Genomic DNA, 19,279 nt, shown 5'->3' with positions numbered 1-19,279 from the left:
CTTCGACAACGAATCACTGAGCTATGGCGAACTGAATGAACAAGCCAACCAGCTGGCACAATGGCTGATTAAACAGGGTGTCAGGCCGGATAGCCGGGTGGCGATTGCCCTGGAGCGCAGCGTCGATCTGGTGGTGGCGCTGCTGGCGACGCTAAAAGCCGGTGGCGCCTATGTCCCGCTCGACCCGGCCTACCCGACAGCGCGTCTGCAGTACATGCTGGCCGACAGTGCACCGGTAGCGTTGCTCACCACCGCCGCGCTGCGCTCAACACTCTCCACTGACTGCCCGGTGATTGAACTGGATAACCCGACACCACCGTGGGCCTCGTGCTCTGCTGATAATATCCCCCCGGCAACACGCGGCCTGATGTCGCATCATCTGGCTTATGTCATCTATACCTCCGGCTCTACCGGGCAACCCAAGGGCGTGCTGGTCGGGCACGACAGCGTGGTCAACCTCTGGGCCGGACTGGAGCAGGCAGTTTACAACAACGCCGACCTGCAACGCGTCAGCCTCAATGCCTCACCGTCCTTTGATGCCTCCGTGCAGCAACTGGTGCAACTGGCTTCGGGCCGCACGCTGGTGATGTTGCCCGAGGCGATACGCCAGAATGGTGAACAGCTGCGCGAGTGGATGACTCAGCAGGCGCTGGACGTCTTTGACTGCACACCGTCACAGCTGGCGCTGCTGATGGCCGCCGGGCCGTTACCGGCCTCACTGCGCACGGTTCTGCTCGGCGGTGAATCCATCGGTGCCGCGCAGTGGCAGGCGCTGGCCTCGCTGGACGGCATCACATTCCATAACGTCTACGGCCCGACCGAATGTACCGTGGACAGTACCCATACGCGTATTACCGGGCAAATGGCCCGGCCGCATATCGGCCGCCCTATGGCCAACCGCCGGGTTTACCTGCTGGACGCTGACCGCCAGCCGGTGCCGGTCGGGGTGACCGGTGAAATCTATATCGGGGGTGTCGGTGTAGCACGTGGTTACCTGAACCGCCCCGACCTCACCGCAGAACGCTTCCTGACAGATCCGTTCTCAACCGAACCGAATGCGCGGATGTATCGCACCGGTGATATGGGTCGATGGCTGGCCGACGGTGGCATTGAGTATCTGGGTCGTAATGATTTTCAGGTCAAGATCCGTGGCTTCCGTATTGAGCCCGGTGAGGTTGAATCGGTGTTGCAGGACTGTGCCGGTGTGCGCGAAGCGGTGGTGGTGGCACAGCACAGCGCAACGGGTGATCACCGACTGGTGGCCTATTACACCAGCAATGACAGTGAAGTCACGACGGACGAACTGAAATCGCAACTGACACAGCGCCTGCCTGCGCATATGGTGCCCTCGGCGTATGTGCAACTGGAACAGATCCCGCTGACACAAAACGGCAAGGTGGACCGCAAGGCGCTGCCTGCCCCGGATGACAGTGCCTTTGTCCGCCACCGCTACGAAGCCCCGCAGGGCGAGACCGAACAGGCGATGGCCACGATATGGCAGAGCCTGCTGGGCATTGAACGCGTCGGGCGTCAGGATCATTTCTTCGAACTCGGCGGTCATTCCCTGCTGGCGGTGCGGCTGGTCTCCCATATCCGCTCCGAACTTAACCGTGAACTGCCGCTGACGCAGCTGTTTGCCCACCCGACGCTGCAGGCACTGGCCGCGGTACTGCAGGAGGCGGCCCCACAGACCCTGTCGGCCATCACACCGCTGCCCGATGACGTCACCCCGCCGCTGTCACTGGCCCAGCAGCGCCTCTGGCTCCTGACCCAGCTCGACCCGGCGGCCAGCGCCGCCTATGTGATCCAGGGCGCGGTGCAGTTGCAGGGAGCACTGAACGTCTCCGCACTGACCCGGGCGCTGGACCGCATCATGGCCCGTCATGCGCCCCTGCGTACCCGCGTTGAGCCGGTAGAGGGTGACGCGGTTCAGGTCATCGCGCCCGCCGGTCGGCGACCGTTCCCGTTAGAACAAATAGCCGTGGCACCCGGCGACGACCTGCCGCCATTCGCCCCGGTGTTTGACCTGCGCACCGGCCCGCTGGTGCAGGGGCAACTGCTCCGGGTGGATGCACAGACCCACCTGCTGCGGATTGCGCTGCACCACCTCATTGCCGATGGCTGGTCGGTCAGCCTGTTTATCAGCGAGCTCAGTACGCTGTACGCCGCCTTCAACGCCGGTCAGCCCGACCCGCTGCCGCCCCTGCGCATCCGTTATGGCGACTACGCCGCCTGGCAGCGCCAGCACCTGCAGGGCGAGGTCCTGCAGCGTCAGCAGCAGTTCTGGGTCAGCCACCTTCGCGGTGCACCGGACTGCCTGACCCTGCCCGCCGACCACCCGCGCCCGCCGACACTGCGTTACGACGGTGCCACCGTCGCGTTTACGCTGGAGCGTGAGCTGACCGAGGCGCTGTACGCGCTGAGTCGTCGTCACAACACTACGCTGTTTATGACCCTGCTGACGGCCTGGGCCGCCCTGCTGGGCCGCCTCGCCGGGCAGGACGAGGTGGTTATCGGCACCCCGGTCGCCGGGCGTACCCGCACCGAGCTGGAAGGGCTGATTGGCATGTTCGTCAATACCCAGCCGCTGCGTATCGACCTGTCCGGGCAGGTGGACACCGCCACCCTGCTGGCCCGGGTCAGGGAGACCGTGATTGCCGCGCAGGCCCATCAGGACCTGCCGTTCGAGCAGATTGTCGAAGCCGTCGCCCCCGCCCGCAGTCTGGCGCACAGCCCGCTCTTCCAGGTGACGTTCGGTGTCCAGAACACCCCGTCCGCCACGCTGGCGCTGGACGGACTGACGCTGACGCCGCTGACACCGGACAGCGACACCGCCCAGTTTGACCTGAGTCTGGACATCACCGAGAGCAACACCGGCCTGAGCGGCCAGTTGAACTACGCCACGGCGCTGTTTGAAGCCCACACCATCCGGCGTTTCCTGACCTACTGGCAGACCCTGCTGCGTGCCATGGTGGCCGACAGCGCCCGGCCGGTGGCGCAGATAGCGCTGCTGGCCGACACCGAACGCCGGCAGGTGCTGTACGACTTCAATGAGACAGAAACCCGCTTCCCGGCAGATAGCTGCATCCACGAGTTGTTTGAACAGCAGGCCGCCCGGCAGCCAGATGCCATCGCCGTGGTCTTTGATGGTCAGTCGATAAGCTATGGCGAGCTGAACCGCCGTGCGAATCAGCTGGCGCACTGGCTGATTGAACAGGGTGTCAGGCCGGATAACCGGGTGGCGATTGCGCTAGAGCGCAGCGTCGAGCTGGTGGTGGCGCTGCTGGCGACGCTAAAAGCCGGTGGCGCCTATGTCCCGCTCGACCCGGCCTACCCGACAGCGCGTCTGCAGTACATGCTGGCCGACAGTGCACCGGTAGCGTTGCTCACCACCGCCGCGCTGCGCTCAACACTCTCCACTGACTGCCCGGTGATTGAACTGGATAACCCGACACCACCGTGGGCCTCGTGCTCTGCTGATAATATCCCCCCGGCAACACGCGGCCTGATGTCGCATCATCTGGCTTATGTCATCTATACCTCCGGCTCCACAGGGCAACCCAAGGGCGTGATGAACGAGCATCGGGGCGTTAACAACCGGCTGCACTGGATGATTAACGATTACAACCTGACGTCTGACGATGTGGTGTTGCAAAAAACGCCGTACAGTTTTGATGTCTCGGTCTGGGAATTTTTCGCGCCGTTATGGGTGGGAGCGACACTGGTACTGGCACGGCCGGAGGGCCACAAGGATCCGTACTATCTGTGCACGCTGATCGAGCAGACCGGCGTCACCGTCATGCACTTCGTTCCACCGATGTTGCAAAGTTTTGTCGCCGTGCTGATGCCGGGGCAATGTGCCAGCCTGCGTCTGATTTTCTGTAGCGGTGAAGCCCTGCCTGCAACCACCGTACAACGAACCTATGAGCGTCTGCCACACATCGCATTGCACAACCTGTATGGCCCGACTGAAGCGGCAGTGGATGTCACCGGCTGGGCCTGCCCGGCCGACCTCAAGACCATGCGGATCGGTTATCCGAAAGCCAACAACCGGATATACATTCTGGACGCAGGCGGCCAACCGGTGCCAGTCGGTGTTGTCGGTGAGCTATATATCGGCGGTGTGCAGGTGGCGCGCGGCTACCTGAACCGTCCCGATCTGACTGCCGAACGTTTTCTGGCGGATCCGTTCTCAACCGAGCCGACCGCACGCCTGTACCGCACCGGAGATTTAAGCCGCTGGCTGGCTGACGAGACCATTGAATATCTGGGCCGTAACGACTTTCAGGTCAAGATCCGCGGCTTGCGAGTCGAACCCGGTGAAATCGCTTCCGCACTGCTGGCGTGTACTGGTGTCGCTGACGCCGTGGTGACGATTCGTTCCAACCAGCAACTGGTGGCCTATTACACCGTCGCCGATGAGGTGCTCACCGTTGAGGGTTTGAAGCAGCAGTTGGCCCAGCGTCTGCCGGCACATATGATACCTGCGGCCTATGTAATGCTGGCTCAGATCCCGCTGACACCCAACGGCAAGGTGGATCGCAACGCCTTACCAGCCCCGGACGACAATGCCTTTGTCCGCTCCGACTATGAGGCACCGCAGGGCCAGACAGAGCAGATACTCGCTCAGGTCTGGCAAGACCTGCTGGGGATTGAGCGCGTCGGGCGGCAGGATCACTTCTTCGCGCTCGGCGGCCATTCGCTGCTGGTGGTGCGTCTGATTGCCGCACTGCAGAGTCAGGGCCTGAATGTCCCGGTGCGGGCGGTATTTGAACACACTAGTCTGGCGGAGCTTGCCACGACGATTGGACGTTTTGAACAGACAGCGGTGCCGGAAAACCGGATCACCACCGACAGTCAGCACATTACACCGGCCATGCTGCCGTTACTTGAACTGACTCAAGAGGACATTGATAGGATTGTGTCCAGCGTTCCCGGTGGCGTCCGCCAGATTCAGGATATCTACCCGCTGACTCCGTTACAGGAAGGCGTGTTGTATCACTACCTCCGAACAGAGTCGCATGATCCTTACCTGAACAGTTCACTGCTGGCATTTGCCACACGACAGCAACTGAAAGCGTTTATCACCTCGCTGAACCGCGTGATTGCCCGTCACGATATTCTGCGCACCGCCGTGCGCTGGGAAGGCTTGCCGCAACCGGTACAGGTGGTGTTACGTCGTGCCGAACTGACGGCAACGCCGGTGAACCTGAATCCGGCAGCGGGCGACGCCGCCGATCAGCTGTTCGGCATGAAACCGGGGCGTCTGGATCTGCGTCAGGCACCGTTGTTCAACCTGCTGATGGCAAGCGATGAGACCCATGACCGCTGGCTGCTATGCCTGCAACATCATCACCTGTGTCTGGATCACACCACGCTAGATATTCTGCTTAGCGAAATACACGCGGACGAGCGCGGTGAACTGGAGCAACTGCCAGCATCGATCCCTTTCCGTCATCACGTCGCACAGGTACTCGCCAGAGCCGCCACCACTGACGATAACGCGTTTTTCCACCAGCAACTGGCGGATGTGGAAGAACCCACCTTGCCCGGCGGCCTGACCGAACTGGTCGATATGGATGAAGCCATCCTGCCGCTGCCGGACACACTGGCCGGGCGCATTCGTCGGCAGGCGCAACATGAGGGCATCAGTGCCGCCAGTCTGTTCCATCTGGCCTGGGGCCACGTTATCGGTGCGCTGTCCGGTCGTGATGATGTGGTCTTCGGCACCGTGCTGCTGGGTCGCCTGCAAGACGGTAGCGAGCAGGCGCTGGGATTGTTTATTAACACCCTGCCGCTGCGACTGACGCTGGCCGATGTCACTGTCCGGGCCGCACTTGAGCAGACGCACCGCCGTCTGACCGACCTGCTGGCCCATGAACACGCCTCGCTGGCTCTGGCGCAGCAATGCAGTGGCGTTGCCGCATCGCAACCCCTGTTCAGCGCGTTGCTGAACTATCGCCATGATGTCACGCAGGCAAACGACAGCGTTGCCGAAGACCCGTGGCACGGCATCACACTCCTGAAAGCGGAAGAACGCACCAATTACCCGCTTACGCTGTCCGTGGATGATGCGCTTAACGCCGGTTTCTCACTCAAGGTTCAGGCCGATCGCCGCCTGGGCGGTGAACGGATTGGACAAATGATGCAGCACGTGCTGACGCAACTGATCGATGCGCTGGAGCGGTCACCTGAACAGCCATTGTACCGGTTGTCCGTTCTGCCGGACGCTGAACGGCATCAGGTGCTAACGGGGTTCAATCGCACTCAAACGGCTTACCCGACCGGGATCTGTGTTCATGAACGTATCGAACAGCAGGCGGCACAGCATCCGAAACGGATTGCGCTGGTCTTTGCAGACCAGTCGCTAAGCTATGGCGAACTGAACCGTCGCGCCAACCAACTGGCGCACCATCTGCGTGGGCTGGGTATCGGTGCCAATGATCGGGTGGCTATCTGTACTGAGCGCCACCCGGAGATGATCGTCTGTGTGCTGGCCACACTGAAAGCCGGGGCCGCTTGTGTGCCGCTGGACCCAGAATACCCCTCCGCACGTCTGGCATTTATGCTCAAAGACAGCGCCCCCGGCGTTATTCTGGTCGATCAGCTCGGACAGGCGGTGTTAGACAACCTGACCGGTACAGCAACAGTGCTGCATCTGACACGGGATGCCGAACGCTGGGCAACACACCCCAGCGACAACCCGTCTCGCAACGAAATCGGCCTGACACCGGATAATCTGGCCTATGTCATCTACACCTCCGGTTCTACCGGGCAGCCCAAGGGGGTGGCGATGCCGCATGCGCCGCTGGTCAATCTGCTGCACTGGCAGGCCAGAGAGCAGGCAGCCATGACCACACTGCAATTTGCCTCCTTCGGTTTTGATGTCGCGTTTCAGGAAATCCTCAGCGCCCTGACCGGCGGCGGCAAACTGGTGATGATCGCCAGTGAAGATCGCTTACACATGGACCGGCTGCTGGACGTTATCGAGAAACACGCCATCGAGCGCGTCTTTTTACCGGTCGCCGCGTTGCAGACACTGGCCGTGACCTGCGCACAAACGCAGCAGGGATTGCCGGTAAAAGAAATCATCACCGCTGGCGAACGGCTGCTGATAAGCAGTGAAATCCGCGCCTTGTGCCAACGCTCCGGCCCAGTCCGCCTGCACAACCAATACGGCCCGGCAGAAACCCACGTGGTGACGGAGTATCAATGTTCCGGCAACGCCGCTGACTGGCCGCGCCTGCCGCCGATTGGCTACCCGATAGACAATAGCCGCCTCTACATTCTGGATGCGCATCAGCAGCCGGTACCGCTGGGTATTGCCGGTGAAATCTATATCGGTGGCACCGGTGTGGCACGCGGTTACCTGAACCGCCCCGAGCTCACCGCCGAACGCTTCCTGACAGATCCGTTCTCAACCGAACCGAATGCGCGGATGTATCGCACCGGTGATATGGGTCGATGGCTGGCCGACGGTGGCATTGAGTATCTGGGTCGTAATGATTTTCAGGTCAAGATCCGTGGTTTTCGTATTGAACCCGGTGAGGTCGAATCGGTGTTGCAGGACTGCGCCGGTGTGCGCGAAGCGGTGGTGGTGGCACAGCACAGCGCAACGGGTGATCACCGACTGGTGGCCTATTACACCAGCAATGACAGTGAAGTCACGACGGACGAACTGAAATCACAACTGACACAGCGCCTGCCTGCGCATATGGTGCCTTCGGCGTATGTGCAACTGGAACAGATCCCGCTGACACAAAACGGCAAGGTGGACCGCAAGGCGTTGCCTGCCCCGGACGACAGCGCCTTTGTCCGCACCACCTACGAAGCCCCGCAGGGCGAGACCGAGCAGGCGCTGGCCGCCATCTGGCAGAGCCTGCTCGGCATTGAACGCGTCGGTCGGCAGGATCATTTCTTCGAACTCGGCGGCCATTCCCTGCTGGCGGTGCGGCTGGTCTCCCATATCCGCTCCGAACTTAACCGTGAACTGCCGCTGACGCAGCTGTTTGCCCACCCGACGCTGCAGGCACTGGCCGCGGTACTGCAGGAGGCGGCCCCACAGACCCTGTCGGCCATCACACCGCTGCCCGATGACGTCACCCCGCCGCTGTCACTGGCCCAGCAGCGCCTCTGGCTCCTGACCCTGCTCGACCCGGCGGCCAGCGCTGCCTATGTGATCCAGGGCGCGGTGCAGTTGCAGGGGGCACTGAACGCCTCCGCACTGACCCGGGCGCTGGACCGCATCATGGCCCGTCATGCGCCCTTGCGTACCCGCGTTGAGCCGGTAGAGGGCGATGCGGTTCAGGTCATCGCGCCCGCCGGTCTGCGCCCGTTCCCGTTAGAACAAATAGCCGTGGCACCCGGCGACGACCTGCCGCCATTCACCCCGGTGTTTGACCTGCGCACCGGCCCGCTGGTGCAGGGGCAACTGCTTTGTGTGGATGCACAGACCCACCTGCTGCGGATTGCGCTGCACCACCTCATTGCCGATGGCTGGTCGGTCAGCCTGTTTATCAGCGAGCTCAGTAGGCTGTATGCCGCCTTTAACGCCGGTCAGCCCGACCCGCTGCCGCCCCTGCGCATCCGTTATGGCGACTATGCCGCCTGGCAGCGCCAGCACCTGCAGGGCGAGATCCTGCAGCATCAGCAACAGTTCTGGGTCAGCCACCTTCGCGGTGCACCGGACTGCCTGACACTGCCCGCCGACCACCCGCGCCCGCCAACACTGCGTTACGACGGTGCCACCATCGCGTTCACGCTGGAGCGCGAGCTGACCGAGGCGCTGCACGCGCTGAGTCGTCGTCACAACACTACGCTGTTTATGACGCTGCTGACGGCCTGGGCCGCCCTGCTGGGCCGCCTCGCCGGGCAGGACGATATCGTTATCGGCACCCCGGTCGCCGGGCGTACCCGCACCGAGCTGGAAGGGCTGATTGGCATGTTCGTCAATACCCAGCCGCTGCGCATCGACCTGTCCGGGCTCGTCGATACCGCCACCCTGCTGGCCCGGGTCAGGGAGACCGTGATTGCCGCGCAGGCCCATCAGGACCTGCCGTTCGAGCAGATTGTCGAAGCCGTCGCCCCCGTCCGCAGTCTGGCGCACAGCCCGCTCTTCCAGGTGACATTCGGTGTCCAGAACACCCCGTCCGCCACGCTGGCGCTGGACGGACTGACGCTGACGCCGCTGACACCGGACAGCGACACCGCCCAGTTTGACCTGAGTCTGGACATCACCGAGAGCGACGCCGGCCTGAGCGGCCAGCTGAACTACGCCACGGCGCTGTTTGAAGCGCACACCATCCGGCGTTTCCTGACCTACTGGCAGACCCTGCTGCGTGCCATGGTGGCCGACAGCGCCCGGCCGGTGGCGCAGATAGCGCTGCTGGCCGACGCCGAACGCCGGCAGGTGCTGCATGACTTTAATGACACCGCAGCAGACTTCCCGGCGGATCTCTGCATCCACGAGTTGTTTGAACAGCAGGCCACACGCCAGCCGGATGCCGTCGCCGTGGTCTTCGACAACGAATCACTGAGCTATGGCGAACTGAATGAACAAGCCAACCAACTGGCGCACTGGCTGACTGAACAGGGTGTCAGGCCGGATAGCCGGGTAGCGATTGCGCTAGAGCGCAGCGTCGATCTGGTGGTGGCGCTGCTGGCGACGCTAAAAGCCGGTGGGGCTTATGTCCCGCTCGATCCGGGCTACCCGACAGCGCGTCTGCAGTACATGCTGGCCGACAGTGAGCCCGTCGTGTTGATAACGACGGCTGCGCTAAACAACCGGATGGCTGCCGACTGCCCGGTGATTGAACTGGATAACCCGGCCCAGCCGTGGGCCACCTGCCCGAGTGATAATATTGCCCCGGCGACGCTCGGCCTGACGTCGCATCATCTCGCTTATGTCATCTATACCTCCGGCTCCACCGGGCAACCCAAGGGCGTGCTGGTCGGGCACGACAGCGTGGTCAACCTGTGGGCCGGACTGGAGCAGGCGGTGTACGGGTCAGCCGACCTGCAACGCGTCAGCCTCAATGCCTCACCGTCCTTTGATGCCTCCGTGCAGCAACTGGTGCAGTTGGCCTCGGGCCGCACGCTGGTGATGGTGCCCGACGCAATACGCCAGAACGGTGAACAGCTGCGCGAGTGGATGACGCAGCAGGCGCTGGCGGTCTTTGACTGCACACCGTCACAGCTGGCGCTGCTGATGGCCGCCGGGCCGTTACCACCGTCACTGCGTACGGTCCTGCTCGGCGGCGAAGCCATCGGTGCCGCGCAGTGGCAGGTGCTGGCCTCGCTGGACGGCATCACATTCCATAACGTCTACGGCCCGACCGAATGTACCGTGGACAGTACCCATACGCGTATTACCGGGCAAATGGCCCGGCCGCATATCGGCCGCCCTATGGCCAACCGCCGGGTTTACCTGCTGGACGCTGACCGCCAGCCGGTGCCGGTCGGGGTGACCGGTGAAATCTATATCGGGGGTGTCGGTGTAGCACGTGGTTACCTGAACCGCCCCGACCTCACCGCAGAACGCTTCCTGACAGATCCGTTCTCAACCGGGCCGAATGCGCGGATGTATCGCACCGGCGATCTGGGTCGCTGGAATGCCGACGGCACCATTGACTACCTCGGCCGTAATGACTTCCAGGTCAAAATCCGTGGCTTCCGTATTGAGCCCGGTGAGGTTGAGTCGGCAGTGCAGGGCTGCACCGGTGTACGCGAGGCGGTGGTGGTGGCACAGCGCACCGCAACCGGCGATCAGCGACTGGTGGCCTATTACACCAGCAATGACAGTGAAGTCACGACGGACGAACTGAAATCGCAGCTGACACAGCGCCTGCCTGCGCATATGGTGCCGTCGGCGTATGTGCGGCTGGCGCAGATCCCGCTGACACAAAACGGCAAGGTGGACCGCAAGGCGCTACCTGCCCCGGATGACAGTGCCTTTGTCCGCCACAGCTACGAAGCCCCGCAGGGCGAGACCGAACAGGCGATTGCCACGATATGGCAGGACCTGCTGGGGATTGAACGCGTCGGTCGGCAGGATCATTTCTTCGAACTCGGTGGTCATTCCCTGCTGGCGATTAAACTGATTGAACGCTTACGGCAGGCGGGGTATACGCTCTCCGTCAGCGACCTGTTCAGACAGCCGACGCTGGCCACACTGGCAGCTACGCTGACGGGCAGTGACACCGCCATGACAGTACCGGCCAACCGGATCCATGCCGACAGCACCCACATCACTCCGGCTATGCTGCCGCTAGTCGAACTGACGCAGGCGCAGATCGATGCGGTGGTAGCGACCGTGCCGGGCGGTGCCCGCAATGTGCAGGATATCTACCCGCTGGCGCCGTTGCAGAGCGGTATTCTGTTCCACCATCTGCTACAACCGGTGGGGGATGCGTATATCACCCGCTCCATCCTGAGCTTTGAGAAACAAACCGGGCTGGATAAGTTTATTTCTGCCTTGCAGGCGGTAATCCAGCGTCACGACATTCTGCGAACGGCGATTGTCTGGGAAGGGCTGGACGAGGCCGTGCAGGTAGTCTGGCGCGAGGCCGTGATGCCGGTGGAAACGCTGGTTATCGAGTCCGACAATGTCGCCGACGCCCTGCAGCAGCGCTTTACCCCGGCGCAGTTGCAGATGAACATCACTCAGGCACCGATGATCCAGAGTTATCAGGTCGCTGACCCGGCCAATAACCGCTGGCTGCTGTGCCTGCTGCATCACCATCTGTGCATGGACCACACCACGCTGGAGCTGCTGCTTGAAGAGGTGCAGGCACACCTGTTGGGCCGCGCCGACCAGCTACCGGCCCCGCTGCCGTTCCGGCAGTTTGTCGCCCTCGCCCGTCAACAAACGGATGCACAGGCACAGCAGGACTATTTCCGGGCACAACTCGGGGATATTGACGCGCCCTGCGCCCCGTTCGGGCTGCTCGATGTTCAGGGCAGCGGTCAGCACATCGACGAACACCATCTGCCACTGTCAGACACCCTGGGGCAACGGCTGCGCACACTGTCACAGCAGCGTGGTATCAGCGTCACCAGCCTGTTCCATCTGGCCTGGGGCCGTGTGGTGCAGGCCACTACCGGGCAGGACAATGTCGTGTTCGGCACCGTGTTGTTTGGGCGTATGGCCGGTGGCGAAGGCGCTGACCGGGTGCTGGGCATGTTCCTGAACACCCTGCCGTTGCGCCTGTCGCTGGGGCAGGTCAGTGTCGAACAGGCGCTGCGCCAGACGCATAACGGCCTGGCCGGGCTGCTGGCTCATGAGCACGCCTCGCTGGCCGATGTCCAGCAATACAGCGGCGTTGACGCTCAGAGCCCGCTGTTCACCAGCCTGCTCAACTACCGCTATAACGGCGGCAGCGAGCAGACGGCGGTACAGACAGAGCTGGATGGCATCGACGTGCTGTTCAGTCAGGAGCGCACCAACTACCCGGTCAACGTATCGGTGAACGATCAGGGCGCGGCGGGCTTCAGTCTGGATATTCAGGTCGCCATGGGTATCGGTGCGGCGCGTGTCGGCGAAATGATGCAGCTCACCCTGACGGCACTGGCCGACGCGCTGGCGCATGCACCGGCACAACCGGTGCATGCCCTGACGGTGCTGCCGGACGCCGAACGCCAGCAGGTGCTACACAGCTTTAATGACACGGCGGCAGACTTCCCGGCGGATAGTTGCATTCATCAGTTATTTGAACAGCAGGCCGCCCGCCAGCCGGACGCCATCGCCGTGGTCTTTGATGGTCAGTCGATAAGCTATGGCGAGCTGAACCGCCGTGCGAATCAGCTGGCGTACTGGCTGATTGAACAGGGTGTCAGACCGGACAATCGTGTGGCAATATCGCTGGAGCGCAGCATCGACCTGGTGGTGGCGCTGCTGGCCACCCTGAAAGCCGGTGGGGCCTATGTCCCGCTCGACCCGGCCTACCCGCCAGAGCGCCTGCAGTACATGCTGGCCGACAGCGCACCGGTGGTGTTGATCACCACCATCGCGCTGAACGCCCGGATGACGGCTGACTGCCCGGTGATTGCGCTGGATACGCCGGTACAACCGTGGGCCACCTGCCCGGCCGACAACATCCGCCCGGCGGCGGTGGGCCTGACGCCCCGTCATCTGGCCTATGTGATTTACACCTCCGGCTCCACCGGGCTGCCGAAAGGGGTACAGGTCGAGCATCAGGGGCTGTGCAATCTGTCACAGGCGCAAATCCGTCTGTTCAACGTGGGGACAGACAGCCGTGTACTCCAGTTCAGCTCCCTCAGTTTCGATGCCAGTCTGTTCGATATCGTGATGGCATTGTGCTCTGGGGCAGCGCTGTACCTGCCGCAGGGCCGACTGCTGGGTGAGACACTGACGCAGTTTATGCAGCAACAGCGTATCAGCCATGCCACACTGCCACCGGCGGCGCTCTCCAGCCTCAACCCGGCACAGGCACTGCCGGATCTGGCCGTGCTGGTGACCGCCGGAGACGCCATCAGCCGTGAAGCGATTGCGCCCTGGTGTGCTGGCCGGACAGTCTACAACGCCTATGGCCCGACCGAAGCCACCATCTGGGCCAGTACCTTTGCCCTGCATCAGCCTTATGCCGGTCAGCCACCGATCGGCTACCCGGTTGAAAATACCAAAATCTATCTGCTGGACGGTCACGGTCAGTTGGTCCCCGTCGGTGTCACCGGTGAGATTTATATCGGCGGTGTCGGTGTCGCGCGCGGCTATCTGAACCGGCCCGATCTGACGACTGAGCGTTTTCTGAATGATCCGTTTGCTCACGAGCCGGGTGCACGGATGTACCGCACCGGCGATCTGGGCCGCTGGCAGACTGACGGGACGCTGGAATACCTGGGCCGGAACGACAGTCAGGTCAAGATCCGCGGTTTTCGTATCGAGCCGGGTGAAATCGAGTCCTGCGCACTCGGCTGCTCTCACGTCACCGAAGCCGTGGTGCTGGCGCGAGCGGATCATAACGGCCAACCGCGGCTGATCGTCTGGTATGTCGGTGACGCCGAGGCGCACGCCCTGCGCCGCCATCTCGCCGAGCGGCTGCCTGTCCATATGGTACCGGCAGCCTGTGTACAGATGCTCGCACTGCCGCTCACACCAAACGGTAAAGTCGATCGCAACGCCTTACCCGCCCCGGATGACAGCGCCTTTGTTCACACCGACTACGAGGCTCCGCAAACCGCAACCGAACAGGCGATTGCCACGATATGGCAGGACCTGCTGGGGATTGAGCGCGTCGGGCGGCAGGATCATTTCTTCGAACTCGGTGGTCATTCGCTGCTGGCGATTAAGCTTATCGAACGCCTGCGCCGGGCGGGGTATACGCTCTCCGTCAGCGACCTGTTCAGGCAACCGACGCTGGCCGCACTGGCGACCACGCTGACGGGCAGTGAAACAACCGCGACTATTCCGGCCAACCGGATCCATGCCGACAGCACCCACATCACCCCGGAGATGCTGCCGCTGGTTACCCTGACGCAGACGCAGATTGATGCGGTGGTGGCCACCGTGCCGGGGGGTGTGCGCAACGTGCAGGATATCTACCCGCTGGCACCGTTGCAGACCGGCATTCTGTTCCACCACCTGCTGCAACCGGTGGGGGATGCCTACATCACCCGTTCCATCCTGAGCTTTGAGGAAAAGGACGGGCTGGATCATTTTATTGCCGCCTTGCAGGCCGTCATTCAGCGTCACGACATTCTGCGTACCGGCATCGTCTGGGAAGGATTGGACGAAGCCGTGCAGGTGGTCTGGCGCGAGGCTGTGATGCCAGTGGAAACGCTGGTTATCGAGTCCGACGATGTCGCCAACGCCCTGCAACAGCGCTTTACCCCGGCGCAGTTGCAGATGAATGTCGCGCAGGCACCGATGATCCAGTGTTATCAGGTCGCCGACCCGGCCAATAATCGCTGGCTGCTGTGCCTGCTGCACCACCATTTGTGCATGGACCACACCACGCTGGAGCTGCTGCTCGAAGAGGTGCAGGCACACCTGTTGGGCCGTGCCGACCAGTTACCGGCTCCGCTGCCGTTCCGGCAGTTTGTCGCCCTCGCCCGTCAACAAACGGCTATATCGGCACAACAATCTGCACAGCAGGACTATTTCCGGGCACAGCTCGGGGATATTGATGAACCCTGCGCGCCCTTCGGGCTGCGGGATAGCCAGGGTAACGGCCAGCACATCGCCGAACATCATCTGGTACTGCCAGACGCCCTGGGGCAACGGCTGCGGGCACTGTCACAACAGCGCGGCATCAGCGTCACCAGCCTGTTCCATCTGGCCTGGGGACGCGTGGTGCAGGCTACCACCGGGCAGGATAACGTCGTGTTCGGCACCGTGCTGTTTGGCCGTATGGCCGGTGGTGACGGCGCAGACCGGGTGCTGGGGATGTTCCTGAACACCCTGCCGTTACGCCTGTCGCTGGGGCAGGTCAGTGTCGAGCAGGCACTGCGCCAGACGCACGACGGCCTGGCCGGGCTGCTGCGTTTTGAACACGCCGCGCTGGCCGACGTCCAGCAATGCAGCGGCGTCAGCGCGCAACGCCCGCTGTTCACCAGCCTGCTCAACTACCGCTATAACGGCGGCAGCGAACAAACAGATGTACAGACAGAACTGACAGGCATTAATGTGCTGTTCAGTCAGGAGCGCACCAACTACCCGGTCAACGTATCGGTGAACGATCAGGGTGCGGCAGGTTTCAGTCTGGATATTCAGGTCGCCGCGGGTATCGGTGCGGCGCGTGTCGGCGAAATGATGCGGGTCACCCTGACGGCGCTGGCCGACGCACTGGCGCAGGCACCGGCGCAACCGGTACATGCCCTGACGGTGTTGCCGGACGCCGAACGCCAGCAGGTACTCTACGACTTCAATGAGATAGAGACCCACTTCCCGGCGGATATCTGCATTCATCAATTGTTTGAACAGCAGGCCGCCCGGCAGCCAGATGCCGTTGCCGTGGTCTTCGACAACGAATCACTGCGCTATAGCGAACTGAACCGCCGTGCGAATCAGCTGGCGCACTGGCTGATTAAACAGGGCGTCAGGCCGGATGACCGGGTGGCGATTGCCCTGGAGCGCAGTGTTGAGCTGGTGGTGGCGCTGCTGGCGACGCTAAAAGCCGGTGGGGCTTATGTCCCGCTCGACCCGGGCTATCCGGAAGAACGGTTGCACTATATTCTGCGTGACAGTGAGCCGGTCGCGTTGATCACCACAACCGCCCTGCGTGCCAGCGTGCCGACTGACAGCCCGGTGATTGCGCTGGATAACCCGGCGCAGCCGTGGGCCACCTGCTCTGCGGATAATCTCAACCCGGTGGCAGTGGGCCTGACACCCCGTCACCTGGCCTATGTCATCTACACCTCCGGCTCCACCGGGCTGCCGAAAGGCGTGCTGGTGGAGCATCACAATGTCGTGCGGCTGTTGCGCGCCTCGCAACCGCTGTTCCACTTCGGTGCCGGGGATGTCTGGACACTGTTCCACTCCTACGCCTTTGACTTTTCCGTCTGGGAAATCTGGGGGGCACTGCTCAATGGGGGTCGTCTGGTGGTGGTGCCGTATCTGGTCAGCCGTTCGCCACAGGCCTTCTATCAGTTGCTGTGTGAGCAAGACGTCACGGTGCTCAACCAGACACCGAGCGCGTTCCGGCAGTTGATGGCGGCACAGGCCGACCATGCCGGGCACCACGCGTTGCGCTATGTGATTTTCGGCGGCGAAGCGCTGAATCCATCGAGTCTGGCACCGTGGTATTCACGCGCAGCCAATCACCGCACACAGCTCATCAATATGTACGGCATTACCGAAACCACGGTACACGTCACCTGGCAGCCGTTGCAGCCAGAGGATGTCGCCGCCACAGGCAGCCCGATCGGGCGTCGCCTGCCGGATTTACGCGCCTACCTGCTGGATGCGCAGCAACAGCCGGTGCCAATCGGGGTGATCGGCGAGCTGTATGTTGCCGGGGCCGGTGTCGCGCGCGGTTACCTGAACCGGCCAGAACTGACTACAGAACGGTTCCTCGACGATCCGTTCACGGCACAAACCGGTGCGCGGATGTACCGCACCGGGGATCTGGCGCGCTGGAATGCCGACGGCACCCTCGACTATCTGGGCCGTAACGATCATCAGGTCAAAATACGCGGTTTCCGTATCGAGCTGGGTGAGATTGAAGCGGCAATGCGCCGCCACGCGCAGGTCACGGATACCGTGGTGCTGGCGCGCCCCGGTCAGGACGGTGAGCCGCGTCTGGTGGCGTGGTATGTCGGCGACGCTGACGTGCAGGCGCTACGTGATCACATCGCCGGGCAATTGCCCGCCTACATGACCCCAGCAGTCTATGTGTGCGTTGACGTGCTGCCGCTGACAGCCAATGGCAAGATTGATCAAAAAGCCCTGCCGCAACCGGATGACAGTGCCTTTATCCGCCAGACCTTTGAAGCCCCGCGTAGTGCCATGGAGCACACGCTGGCGGAACTGTGGCAGACGCTACTGGGGGTTGAGCGCGTCGGTCGTCAGGATCACTTCTTTGAACTCGGCGGCCATTCATTACTGGCGGTAAAACTGGTGAGTGAAATGCACAGGCGTGGACTCACACTTTCCCTGTCCACCCTGTTTGAATCCCCTCGCCTGTTTGAACTGGCAGCCGCGCTCGAAACGGCTGAAACACAACGCAAGGCCTGGGTAGCGTTGCGTTCATCCGGGTCGCAACGCCCCGTGTTCATAGTGCCAGAGGCAACTGGCGAGCTGCTTTACGGCCCGCAACTGACGGCAGCCATTGATGCGGATATTCCGGTGTACGGCCTGCTGGGGCCGGATCGCCATCTGCCGAGCTTCACAACGCTGCAAGGAGCGGCAGCCCGCTATGTCAGCATCATCCGCGAGGTACAACCACAGGGGCCGTATCGCCTGCTGGGCTGGTCGCTGGGCGGTACGCTGGCGTATGAAATTGCCGCGCAACTGATCGGGTTGAACCAGTCGGTTGAATTCCTGGGGCTGCTCGATACCTGGGCTTTCCCGCCGGTCGAGGTCTCATCGAATAGCGGAGACACGCTGGAGCAGATGAGTCAGGCACTGATTCAGGATGTCCTGACGCTGCGGGGTGAAGCGCTGCCAACCGCGGCGCTGGCAACCTGTCGGCAATGGCAGGATTACCATGCACTGGCCTGCCAGTTCGGTGTCATCCCATCTGACTGGACGCCGACGTATTTCTGCCGCTGGCTGCAACACCGTCAGGATCTGCTGAATGCCGAGTACCGGCCACAGCCACTGCCGGTTCAGGTTGACCTGCTGGCTGCCCGTGAAAGTCTGGCACTGTCAGAGCCGTACCTGCGCTGGGATCGCATCTTACCGCCGTCCTCGATCCGGGTGACCCCGGTGCCCGGTGATCATATGAGCCTGTTTACCGAGGCCCATGTCGGCACGGTCGGTCAGCAGATATCCCGGGCGATTCAGGCCCGCAGGCTGCCAGAGCCGACAGCCATGCTGCATACTCAGACGCCGGTGATAACGTTACAAGCAGGCCGACCGGCCGGGCCTGTGCTGGTCTGCATTCCCGGTGCCGGTGATAACGTCATGAGTTTTATGGCGCTGACTGCCGCCATGCCGGATGACTGGCAGGTATGGGGCCTGCAACCGCAGGGCTTGCTGGAAGGCACCACACCTCACAGTTCGGTCGAAGCTGCCGCCCAGTATTATCTGGCGGCGCTGAAGGCGCAGTCGCTCAACGGGCCACTCCATCTGCTGGGCCATTCGTTCGGTGGCTGGAGTGCACTGGAGCTGGCGCGACGGCTGGAGCAGGAGGGCACGCCGGTGGCATCGCTGACGCTGGTGGACTCCAGAGCGCCTCAGGCGGCGAAAGAGTATTCGGACCTGCAGGTATTCATGCGACTGATCGCGCTGTTTGAGATGCAAGGTACAGCACTGGCACTGACGGAGCCTGAGCTGGCGACATTGACGCAACCGCAGCGGCTGGAGTGCCTGCATCAGCGCCTGGTCGGGCGCGGTGTGATGTCGGCCAGTAGCCAGGCGCAGGATTTGACGGCCATCTTCCGGGTTTTTGCCGCCAACCTGCGCACCGGATACCAGCCGACGTCGCTGCCGGAGGTCACGCCGTCACTGATTCTGGCCGAGGACGCAGACGTCAACCGGACGACCGGCTGGCAGACGCTTATCCCGGCTATACAGCTTCAGCGCGGCTCCGGTAACCATGTCCGGTTGCTGAAAATGCCACATGTGACGTTTATTGCCGACTGGGTACAGCGGAAATAA

General features: G+C 62.5%; 1 protein-coding gene (cut by a window edge). It reads left to right on the top strand.

What is annotated here, in order from left to right:
- Positions 1–19,279: the 3' portion of a non-ribosomal peptide synthase/polyketide synthase gene (locus DAQ1742_RS06655; RefSeq protein ID WP_067487163.1), read on the top strand. The gene continues 11,318 nt to the left of window position 1, outside the view; only the last 19,279 of its 30,597 coding nucleotides appear in the window; its start codon lies beyond the left edge, outside the window; it ends in the stop codon at positions 19,277–19,279.

The sequence above is a fragment of the Dickeya aquatica genome, from assembly GCF_900095885.1.
Taxonomy (GTDB): Bacteria; Pseudomonadota; Gammaproteobacteria; order Enterobacterales; family Enterobacteriaceae; genus Dickeya; species Dickeya aquatica.
The sequence above is the reverse complement of the archived record's forward strand: the minus strand, read 5'-3'. Positions and strand labels throughout refer to the sequence as shown.